At 67.8% G+C, this 12,295-nt stretch carries 12 protein-coding genes; 4 read left to right on the top strand and 8 right to left on the bottom strand.

Features of this window, described 5'->3' with window-relative positions:
- Positions 1-551: 551 nt before the first annotated feature.
- Positions 552-1,832, top strand: a complete 1,281-nt coding sequence (gene clpX / locus QH168_RS21605) for an ATP-dependent Clp protease ATP-binding subunit ClpX (protein WP_163824496.1) — start codon at positions 552-554, stop codon at positions 1,830-1,832.
- Between the two features lie 141 nt (positions 1,833-1,973).
- Positions 1,974-2,384, top strand: a complete 411-nt coding sequence (locus tag QH168_RS21600) for a hypothetical protein (RefSeq protein ID WP_280236579.1) — start codon at positions 1,974-1,976, stop codon at positions 2,382-2,384.
- 45 nt (positions 2,385-2,429) lie between these two features.
- Here QH168_RS21600 and QH168_RS21595 read toward each other — a convergent pair whose 3' ends face one another.
- Both QH168_RS21595 and QH168_RS21590 read right to left on the bottom strand, forming a co-directional pair.
- Positions 2,430-2,807 (bottom strand): nuclear transport factor 2 family protein, encoded by a 378-nt coding sequence (locus QH168_RS21595; protein ID WP_280236578.1) that lies wholly within the window; start codon positions 2,805-2,807, stop codon positions 2,430-2,432.
- Positions 2,808-3,053: 246 nt separating this feature from the next.
- On the bottom strand, positions 3,054-3,665 hold the full coding sequence (locus QH168_RS21590; RefSeq protein WP_280236577.1) for a dihydrofolate reductase family protein: 612 nt from the start codon (positions 3,663-3,665) through the stop codon (positions 3,054-3,056).
- A 191-nt stretch (positions 3,666-3,856) separates the two neighbouring features.
- Between QH168_RS21590 and mihF the strand changes: the two genes are divergently transcribed.
- The gene (gene mihF, locus QH168_RS21585; protein ID WP_280236576.1) at positions 3,857-4,171 is read left to right on the top strand and encodes an integration host factor, actinobacterial type; all 315 of its coding nucleotides are present in this window, start codon (positions 3,857-3,859) and stop codon (positions 4,169-4,171) included.
- 95 nt (positions 4,172-4,266) lie between these two features.
- On the opposite strand, the gene fdhD is transcribed toward mihF, so the two are convergent.
- The 3 genes from fdhD to QH168_RS21570 all read right to left on the bottom strand — a co-directional run bounded on the left by fdhD (position 4,267) and on the right by QH168_RS21570 (position 8,859).
- The gene (fdhD, locus tag QH168_RS21580) at positions 4,267-5,106 is read right to left on the bottom strand and encodes a formate dehydrogenase accessory sulfurtransferase FdhD (RefSeq protein WP_280236575.1); all 840 of its coding nucleotides are present in this window, start codon (positions 5,104-5,106) and stop codon (positions 4,267-4,269) included.
- Positions 5,103-7,397 (bottom strand): FdhF/YdeP family oxidoreductase, encoded by a 2,295-nt coding sequence (locus QH168_RS21575; protein ID WP_280236574.1) that lies wholly within the window; start codon positions 7,395-7,397, stop codon positions 5,103-5,105. Before QH168_RS21575 ends, fdhD begins: the two co-directional genes overlap by 4 nt.
- 274 nt (positions 7,398-7,671) lie before the next feature.
- A complete protein-coding gene (locus tag QH168_RS21570; protein ID WP_280236573.1) occupies positions 7,672-8,859 on the bottom strand; it encodes an FHA domain-containing protein in 1,188 nt (395 codons plus the stop codon).
- Positions 8,860-9,155: 296 nt separating this feature from the next.
- On the opposite strand from QH168_RS21570, the gene QH168_RS21565 reads away from it, so the two are divergent.
- A complete protein-coding gene (locus QH168_RS21565; RefSeq protein ID WP_280236572.1) occupies positions 9,156-9,677 on the top strand; it encodes a GNAT family N-acetyltransferase in 522 nt (173 codons plus the stop codon).
- Between the two features lie 49 nt (positions 9,678-9,726).
- Here the strand turns inward: QH168_RS21565 and QH168_RS21560 are convergent, their stop codons facing one another.
- From QH168_RS21560 to QH168_RS21550, 3 genes are all read right to left on the bottom strand, one after another.
- A complete protein-coding gene (locus QH168_RS21560) occupies positions 9,727-9,951 on the bottom strand; it encodes a DUF2789 family protein (RefSeq protein WP_280236571.1) in 225 nt (74 codons plus the stop codon).
- Positions 9,952-10,011: 60 nt separating this feature from the next.
- Positions 10,012-11,568 carry a glycerol-3-phosphate dehydrogenase/oxidase gene (locus QH168_RS21555; protein WP_280236570.1) on the bottom strand — a complete coding sequence of 519 codons (1,557 nt, stop codon included), beginning with the start codon at positions 11,566-11,568 and terminating at the stop codon, positions 10,012-10,014.
- Positions 11,569-11,636: 68 nt separating this feature from the next.
- Entirely contained in the window at positions 11,637-12,293 is a 657-nt protein-coding gene (locus QH168_RS21550) for a TetR/AcrR family transcriptional regulator (protein WP_280236569.1), read from the bottom strand.
- Positions 12,294-12,295: the final 2 nt, after the last annotated feature.

Below are 12,295 nucleotides of genomic sequence, written 5' to 3'. Positions count from 1 at the left end.
GGGCTCTTTTTGTTGGCGGCGCGGGCGGCGCCGGGTGTGCGGGCCCCCGTGGTGTCGCGCGGCCCCGCGGCGGCTGTGTGCGTCCGGGTGGCGCCGGGGTCGGGGACCCGCGAGACGGGCCGCGAACTGTGAGGTTCGGTCTCGCTTCGCTCGAAAATTTAGGTGTGACCGTCGGATGTCATGGGTGTGGTCCAGCCGAAACTGTTATGGGTATGGTCCAGCCGAAACGCCGTACGGCTGAGTCGTGCGGCAGGGTCTCGGCGACACGCGCGGTTGCTGATCTGTTGCGTGTGGCGCGGACAGGTCGGCGACCGGGCGAATCAAGTGAATCATGGTGAGAAGCCGCACAACCCCGGCGAGAAACATGCGCGAGTTGTCGACCTGTATCGCGCACACCGGGTACGGTCGTCCTAGGGACCTTTGCTCCCGGTTGACAGCAGTGCACCACCACCCGGATACGGTCGACTGATTCAACGACACCCTCCACCGGTGGCGGAGAGCTGGCAACTGGATGGACGGTTGCACGCGAACAAGGAAGTAGGACCCACGAGATGGCGCGCATCGGTGATGGCGGCGATCTGCTGAAGTGCTCGTTCTGCGGAAAGAGTCAGAAGCAGGTCAAGAAGCTCATTGCGGGACCCGGGGTGTACATCTGCGACGAGTGCATCGACCTGTGCAACGAGATCATCGAAGAGGAGCTGGCCGAGTCCAGCGAGGTCAAACTCGATGAGTTGCCCAAACCCGCCGAGATCCGGGATTTCCTGGAGAACTACGTGATCGGGCAGGACACGGCCAAGCGCACGCTCGCCGTCGCCGTCTACAACCACTACAAGCGCATCCAAGCCGGTGACAAGGGCCGCGACAGCCGCGGTGAGAGCGTCGAACTGGCCAAGTCGAACATTCTGATGCTCGGCCCCACCGGCTGCGGTAAGACCTACCTGGCGCAGACCCTGGCCAAGATGCTCAACGTCCCGTTCGCCATCGCCGACGCCACCGCGCTCACCGAGGCGGGTTATGTCGGCGAGGACGTCGAGAACATCCTGCTGAAGCTGATCCAGGCCGCGGACTACGACGTCAAGCGCGCCGAGACAGGCATCATCTACATCGACGAGGTCGACAAGATCGCCCGCAAGAGCGAGAACCCGTCGATCACCCGTGACGTCTCCGGCGAGGGTGTGCAGCAGGCGCTGTTGAAGATCCTGGAGGGCACCCAGGCCAGCGTGCCGCCGCAGGGTGGGCGCAAGCATCCGCACCAGGAATTCATCCAGATCGACACCACCAATGTGCTGTTCATCGTGGCGGGCGCGTTCGCCGGTCTGGAGAAGATCATCTCCGACCGCACCGGCCACCGCGGCATCGGCTTCGGCGCCGAGGTCCGGTCCAAGGCCGAGATCGACACCACCGACCACTTCGCCGAGGTGATGCCGGAGGATCTGATCAAGTTCGGTCTGATCCCGGAGTTCATCGGCCGTCTCCCGGTCGTGGCGTCGGTGACGAACCTGGACAAGGATTCGCTGGTCAAGATCCTCTCCGAACCGAAGAATGCGCTGGTCAAGCAGTACATCCGGCTCTTCGAGATGGATGGCGTCGACCTCGAGTTCACCCGCGACGCACTCGAGGCCGTGGCCGACCAGGCGATCCTGCGCGGCACCGGCGCCCGCGGTCTGCGCGCCATTCTGGAGGAAGTCCTCCAACAGGTGATGTTCGACATCCCCAGCCGCGACGACGTCGCCAAGGTCGTCGTCGACGCCGACACCGTCAACGACAACGTGCTCCCCACCATCGTTCCGCGCAAGCGCGAACGCGCCGAGCGCCGCGAGAAGTCGGCCTGAGTTCTGCACCTGAACGGCCCGTCCACGCTGTGGACGGGCCGTTCATCGTTTCGGGGCGGAGTTGGCGATGATGGCCTCTCGACGGCGGCGATCGTTGTAGGGTCGGTGCACCTGCTGGTGTCGCACAACGAGGAGCGACCGATGTCGATGCGTTTCCGAGCCCGCACTCTGGCCGCAACGGCCGCACTCGCCGCGGCGGCGGCATCGGCGGTGGTGGTCAGCGCGCCCACGGCGGCAGCCACCGTCACCCAGGTCAGCGTCATGCCGGACTTCTCGTTCGGGCCGATCACCAACTACGGCACCACCTGCCAGTACACGGTGCGCGCGCGGTTGACCGAAGGTCTGACACCGGTGACGTTCTACGACAACGGCGTGCCGTTCGCCACCGTTGCGGCGACGGACGGGGTCGCGCTGGTCACCTGGACACCGACCACGCGGGGTCGGCACACCTTGCAGGCGGTGCAACCGACGACCGGGGCGAATCTCGCGCCCTGGGTCCAGGTCGACGTCGGTGTCGGCATGCACATCGGGTACGCCTGCCTCGTCGTGTGAGCGCGCTGAGGCTCTCGGCCTCAACAGCGGGGACCGGCTTCGGCCTCAGACGGGCTCCATGCTCAGATCGTCCTGGCCCCAGTACGCGCGCATATGGGTGATCCGGCCCTCGTCGTCGAACTCCATCACGTCGATCGGATGCAGCGTCATGCGCTGGCCGCCCGCGATCGTGACGAGAGTGAACATGAATGCCGCGTGATTGCCGACGATGCGGACCGAATCGGCGTGGATCGAGGTTTCGCGCTCCAGGTTCGCCAGGATGTCGTAGAACTCGCGAATCGCGTCGTGGCCCTGTTTCGGAGGGGTGCCGATCGGGTCCTCGACGATCGCGTCCGGTGCGTAGAGCGCGACGATATCGTCGGTGGGACCACTGCCGACCAGCTTGACGTACTGCTCGACCACATCGCGGATCTGCCGTGCCATGGGGAACTCCTGCCGAATTGAAACGTGTTCTAATTCGGCACGATATCAGTCCGGGACCGCCGTCGCGGTGGGAACGGACCGACCATGTAGTTGTCGCCTCCGCTGGGACTCGGTGACGGCCGGTGGGTTCCGGCCGGTGCCGGTGTCGCCAGATCGCCGTTGATCTCGCAGGTTCGCCGTTGAACCTTTGTCCGTACGGATGCTTCTGCTGATGTGTCGGTCCACGCGGCTCCACTGTTACGTGGATCACTCACCGATCAATCCGTACTCGGGTTCGCCCGCCATGCGGTAGGTGGACATGACCAGACCGGCCGAGCTCGCGCGGGAGTCGGTGAGCCGGAATCCGGTGGGGCGCAAGCCATCGGTGAACAGTCGCTTGCCCTGGCCGAGCACGATGGGGGCGGTGACCAGATACAGGGTGTCCACCAACCCGGCGGCCAGCAGGATGCGCCCGAGCGCGCCGCTGCCGTGCAGCTGGACTTCGCGTCCGGGGTGCTGTTTGAGCGCGGTCACCTCGGTGATCAGATCGCCGCGCAGAATCTCGGTGTTCGACCAGTCGGCTCGCTCGAGATGAGTGCTCGCGACGAATTTGGGCAGGGCGTTGAGTTTCACCGGCACCACGTCATCGGTGTCGGTGACCTCGGGCCAGTATCCGGCGAAGATGTCGTAGGTGCGCCTGCCGAGCAGGAAGGCGTCGGCCCGGTCGAAGATGGTATCGATGAAGGCTCCGAATTCGTCGTCGACGAACGGTGCCAACCAGCCGCCATGGGCGAAGCCGCCCTCGGGATCCTCGTCGGGTCCACCGGGTGCCTGGTAGACACCGTCGAGGGTGAGAAACAGGGTCAGTGACAGCTCCATCGGTGCACTCCTTGTCCGTATCGCCCGGTCGAATCGGGCTCGTTATGGGTTCCGACGGGCCGCGGCGCGGAAAATCATCGCGTTATCCACCGGGTTCTTCCCCGGTGTGTCGGGCGTACCTTGTCGGTACGGTGATGTTGAATCGGTCCGGTCAACCAGATGTTCGAGTGACGAGTGAAAGCGGAGGAGACATGGCACTGCCTACCATGACCGCGGAACAGCGCACCGAGGCGTTGGCCAAAGCGGCTGCGGTCCGCAAGGCGCGCTCCGAACTGATCGGCAAGGTGAAGGAGGGCAAGGTCTCGGTAGCGGATCTGCTGAAGAAGGCCGACTCCGACGACCTGGTCAAGAAGACGAAGGTCGCGGCGGTCATCAAGGCGCTTCCCGGCGTCGGCCCGGTCAAGGCGGCGAAGCTGCTCGACCAGGCGGAGATCCCCGAGGACCGCCGTATCGGTGGTCTCGGCGCCCGTCAGCGCGCCGCCCTGCTCGAGGCCCTCGCCGACTGAGAATCCGGCGCTGAGCGTCCGCGCGACGAATCATCCGCGACGGACGCTCAGGTCGGTGCGGTCGAACACCCGGGCCCACCGCATATCGAGTCTCGTCAGGCGGGCCGGGAGTTCGCCGTGGGATCGGTGACGATCCGATCGGGGTGGGTGTAGATGTTCATGGTCTCGCCGCGGACGAAGCCCGCCAACGTGAGACCGGATTCGGCGGCGAGATCCACGGCCAGCGAGCTGGGGGCCGAGACCGCGGCCAACAGCGGGATACCCGCCATCACGGCCTTCTGGACCAGTTCGAAGGACGCGCGACCGCTCACCACCAGGACCAGGTCACCGGCCGGGATCCGATTCTCGCGCACCGCCCAGCCCACCACCTTGTCCACGGCATTGTGCCGGCCGATGTCCTCGCGGACCGCCAGCACCGTGCCGTCCGGGGCGAACAGGCCCGCCGCGTGCAGGCCGCCGGTGGCGTCGAAGACCGATTGCCGTGAGCGCAGCGTATCCGGCATGGCGGCCAGCACCTCCACATCGACCATCGGGGCGGGTGCGGTCAGCGGGAAGCGAGTACGGGTGCGTACCTCCTCCAGTGCGGATTTACCGCAGAGCCCGCAGGCGCTGGTGGTCAGGAAATTCCTGGTGTGGATGGGAGCGGGTGTGCGCAGGGTGACGTCCAGAACGTTGTAGGTGTTGCGCCCCTCGTCGTCGGTGCCCGCACAATAGCGGGCGGCCAGGATGTCCTCGGCCGAGCCGATCACCCCTTCGGCGAACAAGAATCCGTGTACAAGGTCGATATCGCTGCCCGGTGTGCGCATGGTGACCGTGAGCGGCGCACCGTCCACCCGGATCTCCAGCGGCTCCTCCACCGCGAGGGTGTCGGGTCGTTGCACCGAACCGTTCGGCGAGATCCGTTGCATCCGCCGCCTGGCGGTCACCCGGCTCATGCGCGGGCCCGCTCGAGCCGGATGGTGACCGCCTTCGCCGCCGGAGTGTTCGATCTGGCCGCCACATGATCGAGCGGGATGAGCGGATTCGTCTCCGGATAGTAGGCGGCGGCATTGCCGCGCGGAGTCGAGTAGCCGATGAGCCGGAACCCCTCGACGCGCCGCGCCACACCATCACTCCACTCCGACACCAGATCGACGAGTTCGCCGTCGACGAAGCCGAGTTCGGCGATATCGTCGGCATTGACCAGCACCACCTTGCGGCCGCCGTGTACGCCGCGGTAGCGGTCCTCCAGTCCGTAGATGGTGGTGTTGTACTGGTCGTGGCTGCGCAGCGTCTGGAGGATCAGGCGGCCGGGTGGCACCGGCAGCCAGGTCAACTCGTTGACGGCGAAGTTGGCGCGTCCGGTGGCGGTGCGGAATTCGCGCGCGTCGCGTGGTGGATGCGGGAGTACGAAACCATTGCGCTGGCGGACCTTTCGGTTGTAGTCCGCGCAGCCGGGGACGACCCGCGCGATGGCGTCGCGGATGAGGTCGTAGTCGCACTGGTAGTCGGCCCATGGCACCGGATGGTCCGGGCCGAACAGATATTGCGCGAGCTCGCAGACGATGGCGACCTCACTGCGCAACTGATCGCTCACCGGGTGTAGCCGCCCGGTCGATAGATGCACCATCGACATCGAATCCTCCACCGACACCTGCTGTCTCACCCCATCGCGCAGATCGAGATCGGTGCGGCCCAGGGTGGGCAGAATCAGAGCGGTGGCGCCGTGCACGATATGGCTGCGATTGAGTTTCGTGGACACCTGAACGGTGAGATCGCATGCGCGCAACGCGGCCTCGGTCACCTCCGTATCGGGTGTGGCGGCAACGAAATTGCCGCCCATGCCGAAGAACACCCGCGCCTTACCATCACGCATGGCGCGAATCGCGTTCACCGTGTCGAAGCCGTGCGCACGGGGGCTGGTGATGCCGAATTCCCGATCCAGTGCCGCAAGGAACGATTCGGGCATCTTCTCCCAGATGCCCATGGTGCGATCACCCTGGACGTTGGAGTGCCCGCGCACCGGGCACACACCCGCACCGGGCTTACCGATCATGCCGCGCATGAGCAGCAGGTTGGTGGCCTCCTCGATGGTGGCGACACCGTGGGTCTGCTGAGTGAGCCCCATCGCCCAGCAGACGATGATCCGTTCGGATCCGGCGAACAGCCGCGCGGTGTGGTCGAGTTGCCGCCGGGTGAGCCCGGTCGCCTGTTCGACGACGCCGAGGTCGACGGCGCGTACCTGCTTCTCGTACTCGGCGAAGCCCGTGGTGTGCGCATCGACGAAGGCGCGGTCGACCACGGTGCCCGGCGCCCGATCCTCGGCGTCGAACAGCAGTTTGCCCAGGCCCTGGAACAGCGCCATATCGCCGCCGAGCCGGATTTGCAGGAAATCGTCGGCGATGGGCACGCCGGTGGTGAGACCGCGCACCGTCTGCGGATCGCGGAATCCGATCAGACCGGTTTCGGGCAGCGGATTCACTGCGATGATGCGCGCGCCCGCCGCCTTGGCGTCGGCGAGGGCGCTGAGCATGCGTGGATGGTTGGTGCCAGGGTTCTGGCCAGCGACGATGATCAGATCGGCTGCCGCGAAATCGTCGATGGTCACCGAGCCCTTGCCGATGCCGATCGAACCGGTGAGGGCCGTGCCGGAGGATTCGTGGCACATATTGCTGCAATCGGGCAGATTGTTGGTGCCGAAGCTGCGGACGAGCAGCTGGTAGAGGAACGCTGTTTCGTTGGCGGTGCGGCCGGAGGTGTAGAACACCGCTTCGTCGGGGCTGTCGAGGGCGTGCAGCTGGTCGGTGATCAGCTGGTAGGCGTCGTCCCAGGTGATGGGGGTGTAGTGGTCGGCGCCGGGACGCAGCACCATCGGATGGGTGAGCCTGCCCTGTCGGCCGAGCCAGTATCCGGACTTGTCCGCCAGCTCCGTGATCGAATGCGTGGCGAAGAACTCGGGGGTGACGGTTCGTGTCGTGGCCTCTTCACCGACCGCCTTGGCGCCGTTCTCGCAGAACTCCGCTGGCCTGCGGTGGCCGGTGGGTTCGGGCCATGCGCAACCGGGACAGTCGAAGCCGTCGACCTGGTTGAGCCGCACCAGCGTGCGGGCCGTGCGCACCACGCCCATGTCCTCGACGGCCCGCTTCAGCGCGACCGCCACCGCGGTGACGCCTGCCGCCTGCTGCTTCGGCGGTGTCACCGAGAGTGCGGACTCAACGATGTCCTCGGTCGGCCCTTTGCGGTGCATGGGGCCCATTGTGCCCCCTGCCGGTCTTGCCGGGGGCGCAGACGGGCGGCCATATGCGTCGGGTGCGTGCGGACAGCAGCGAGGGCTGGGCCGTAAGTGTGCGGGACCATCGCTCGATGGGTGCGGGTCCGGCCACCGCGTGCGCGTGACCATCTCTCGATCAGGTGCGAGACCGATCTTTCGGCCTTCGGCCACCGCGTACGTGTGACCAGCTCGCCGCGTCTACGCGAATACCCGAGGCTCGGGACCGCCCCGGAGGTGCGGGGATGCGAGGTCACCTGCCGGTGTCGGCGCCCTCCGCAGTGGAATCGGCGCTCCCGCCGCTGTAGGTCAGCACGCGTTCGCTGATTCTGATGCGGCCACCCGGCGGGAGTTCGGTCGGCGATCGGCCGACGCGTGTCCATTCGGGGGAGTCGGGGGTGGCGAGGAAGGTGCCGGACGCGGTGCCCGCATCGCGCACGTAGACCTTGCCGCGGTCCAGCGACACGTAGGCGTGCACCCGCGAGATGTGCCGGTCGCGTTGCAGCACGATCGGGGCGGCGGTGGCGCGGCGCACCGATTCGTCGGCGGAGGGGCCGCGGCCGATGACATAGGGGCGGTCCAGCGGGTAGGTGGCGCCGTCTTCGGCGATCAGTACGCCGGGGGTCTTGGCGTTCGGCGTCGCGCCGACGGCGAGGCGTGGGCGGCGACGGACCGTATCCGGTGGCCCCGGCTTGTGCAGGGCGACCGGTTCCGGCGGATCGGGCCGCAGCGTGGCGGGCGCCTGCGACCAGGCGAGCGACATCGCCTGGGTGCCCTCGGGCTTGGGACCTGCGCGATGCCGCGCAGCCGCCGACGGCTTGTGATCGACCGGTGCGGCCGCACGAGTCGAGGGATGGTCGTCGGGTTCGGCGTCGGCGGCGGCGAATCCGGCGGGCGCGGTGGCGGGCGGTTCGCCCGGTGTCGCGGCGGCTGCGGCGGCGCGCGCCGCGGGTTTCCGTCCACTGCGGCGAACGCCGGCGCGTAGCACGAACCCGCCGCCGGGAACCACGCCGGACCGCAGATCGGTGCGCGGGTGTTCGGTGATCTCGGTCGCGGTGTCCGGGCCGATGGTGATGGAGCGGATGGGCACGCGCACGATCTCGTCGACCCAGGTGAACGCGCGCGAACCGGTCAGACGTCGAGCGCCCTCCGCGCCGTCGATCATGGCGGCCACGGAGCCGCGCAACAGCACGAGCGTGCCGTCGTCGGTGGGTGCGAGCACGCCGAAGGGGGTGAGTTCGGAGCCTGCGCCGAACACCACCGCGGCCAGCCGCTTGGCGATGGCCGCACCGGGATATTCGGTCGCCGCCACGGCCTCCACCGCACCGAGAATCCGCTCGGTGGAGGCGGTTTCGCCGCCGATATAGACGATGACGTCGTCGAATCGCGCCACCAGGCCATCGCCCGGCGCGACGCCGACTGTGGATGATCTGCCGCGCACTCGCGCCTCCTTCCTGGCGCACCACCGGGTCCAGCATAGAGGCCGCGCGCGGGGCTGACCGGGGGATGAACTCCGCCAGGGTGGCGATGTCTGTCGTACTGGCCCGACCCCGACGCCATCGGTGCAGGTGGGGACGAGAACTCAGCGGCGAAGGCCGCGGTCTCCGCCAAATCTGGCACGTCCATCTCCGCGGACCTGGCACGTGCACTGAGGCTCCGCCACGGATGAACCCCGCGATATCGGGGCCGAGCCACGTATGACGCTGGCGATATCAGGGGCCGACTACCGTTGGAGGCGTGATCCGCGCTGCTGCCCTGGCCGACCTCCCACTGCTCCAAGACATCGAACGCGCGGCTGGTGCCCCGTTCGCCGGGATCGGCATGACCTCGGTCGCAGATGACGAACCGCCGAGCATCGACACCCTGCGCGAGTTCGTCGACGCCGACCGCGCCTGGGTGTGGGCCGACGATGCGGGAACGCCGGTCGCCTACGTGATCGTGGCCGTCATCGATGGCAGCGCGCATATCGAGCAGGTCTCGGTGCACCCGGCGTACGCAGGCCGACGGATCGGCAGGCGCCTGATCGACCACGCCGCCCGCTGGGCGAGCGAACACGGCCTGCCCGCCCTGACCCTGACCACCTTCACCGAGGTCGGCTGGAACGGCCCGTACTACGAGTCCATGGGCTTCCGCTACCTGTCCGCCGACGAGGAAACCCCAGGGCTACGCGCTATTCGCGCCGCCGAAGCCGCGCACGGACTGGACCGGTGGCCGCGTGCGAGCATGCGCGCCCAGGTCGCCGGATGGACCGCGCACTGAGCACCTGGGTGCCGCGCGGTCTCAGGGAGCCCCGACTCGAGGGCCAGCGCTACGCCTTCTTGCGCAGCAGCATTTCCAGCTCGTCGATTGCTTCTTGCCAGCCCGAGTCTTCCTCCATGTATTCGATCAACAGTGTTCGCTGCCATCGCGTCCAGAAATGTGCGTCGATGAAGCGAACATCATCGCGCAATAGCGAATGGCGTGTGACGAACGCGTGGATCGAATCGCTCCGAACACCCAAGTCGACCAGCAAGTCCCAGGCCGTAGCGGCCATCGAATCCCTCCCCGGTTCCCGTGGGGAGATCGTAGTCCCGATCGGATGATCGCCCGACCGCTAGTCGGTTCGCTCGACTGCGAGTGCCTCCTCCGCCGTGGGCAGTGCCGCCGCCCGGTCGGCGGCGACCAGTCCGATGCGGGTGCGGCGGTCGAGGAGGTCGGCGGTGTCGAGGGCGCCTTCATGGGATATCGCCCACGCGAATTCGGCGCGGATGACATCGATTCCGGGCGCGACCGGTTCGAGCAGTGCCGGGTCGTTGTCGGCCTGGGCGAGCACGGCGGACGCTTCCGAGCCGTAGCGTTCGACCAGTACCGGTGGCGCGGCGATCTTGTCGCGAGCCGCGCCGGATACCGCGCCGATCAGCGGCAGCCGCTTGGTGCGGCACGGGCCCGCCGTGAGTCCGGCGTGGGTGACGGCGGCGTCGACGGTGTCCTCGGCCATTGTGCGGTAGGTGGTGAGTTTGCCGCCGACAATGGTGATCAGACCGTCGGGGGAGTGCAGGACCGCATGCTCACGGGAGATGTCGGCGGTGCTGTCGGTGCCGGTCTTCAACAGTGGACGCAGACCGGCGTAGCTGCCGCGAATATCGGCGCGGGTCAGCGGTTCCCGCAGTGCGGGGTTGATGGTGTCGAGCAGGAAATCGATCTCGGAGTCGGTGGGCCGCGGTTCATCGGGGACCGGGCCGGGGGCGTCCTCGTCGGTCAGACCGAGATACACCCGGCCGTGTGCGGCGGGGAAGGCGAACACGAATCGGCTGGTGCTGCCGGGCACCGGCACGGTCAGCGAGGCGCTGAGCCCGCCGAAGGCCGCGGCGTCGAAGACCAGGTGGGTGCCGCGGCTTGGCCGCAGTTCGATACTCGGGTCGACCTGATCGGCCCATACCCCGGTCGCGTTGAGTACTGCGCGGGCGCGCACGGTCAGGGTCTCGCCGGTGCGGGTGTCGCGCAGGGTCGCGGACTCGCCGGTGGCCGTGGTGACCTCGACCCGCGTCAGCACCGACGCCCCCATCGCGGCGGCGGTGCGCGCGAGCGCGACGACCAGCCGGGCGTCATCGACGAGTTGTCCATCCCAGGCCGTCAAACCACCGCGCAACCCGTCCCGACGCACCGTCGGCGCCAATCGCAGCGCCTCCGCGGCGGCCACTCGCCGCGAACGCGGCAGCAGACCCGCCGGTGTGCCCGCCCCGCGTCGCAGCATGTCTCCGGCCAGGAATCCTGCCCGGACCAGCGCACTCTGCGCCCGGCCCAGCTCGGGCAGCAGCGGCACCAGCTGCGGCAGCGGTCGCACCAGATGCGGCGCCGTGGTGCGGATCAGGATGCCGCGCTCCACCGCGCTCTCATGGGCGATGCCGACGTGCCCGCCCGCCAGATACCGCAGCCCACCGTGCACCAGTTTGGAACTCCACCGGCTGGTGCCGAAGGCCAGATCATGGCGTTCGACCAGTACCGTGCGCAGTCCGCGGGCCGCGGCATCGAGGGCGACGCCGGTGCCGGTCACACCGCCGCCGATCACCAGGACATCGATCCCCGGGGTATCGCCGAGTTCAGCCAGTTCCCGCTGTCGCCGTTGTCCGTTGAGCGCGGAATCGCCGGTGCGTACCGAATTCTGTGTCATCACAGTCCTTGTCGTCGGTCGGACATGGTGGCTTGGTGGGGTCGGTCGACTGTGCGTCGACGATTGGTTCATTCGCGGGTGCCATCCCGATGTGAGTCCCCGCGCGTCGGCGGCATGGTGTCGGAGGTGCCGGGCCGCGGAATCAGATAGCCGTCGACGGCGCGGGCGAGTTCGGCATCCAGGGCAGCACCGTCGAGCAGTCCGGACACTGTTTCGGCCGATTGCACCACCGATTGCGCGATGAGCAGCAGCATGGTCGCCATCTGTTCGGGATCACCGTCGCGCACCGATCCGTCGGCCCTGCCCTCCCGGATCGCGGTGGCGAACAGTTCGATCAGATGGCGCTGATTGCGGCCGAGGCGACCGAAGACGTAGGTGAGCATCAGATCGGTGTCGGCGCGGAAGATCTTGCGGAACAACGGGTTCGCGCGCACGGCCGCGGACCCCGCGACGATGCCGTCGACCAGGCGCCGTCGCACCACACCGTCGGCCGGGATGGCGGTGGCGAGGATATCGCTCAGTTCACGTACCAGCAGTTCGGCCACCAGCGCACCGGTATCGGGCCAGCGCCGGTAGACGGTGGGCCTGCTCACCCCGGCCCGGCGCGCGACCTCGGTGAGCGTGGTGCGTCGCACCCCGAACTCCGCTACGCAGGCGCGTGCGGCATCGAGGATCGCGAGGTCGATCGCCGAAGGTCCGGCGTCGGGCGCATCGGAGACGGTCATGG

The organism is Nocardia cyriacigeorgica (assembly GCF_029868385.1).
Lineage (GTDB): Bacteria > Actinomycetota > Actinomycetes > Mycobacteriales > Mycobacteriaceae > Nocardia > Nocardia cyriacigeorgica_F.
Note: the sequence above shows the minus strand (reverse complement) of the source record. Positions and strands in the feature narration are given on the sequence as shown.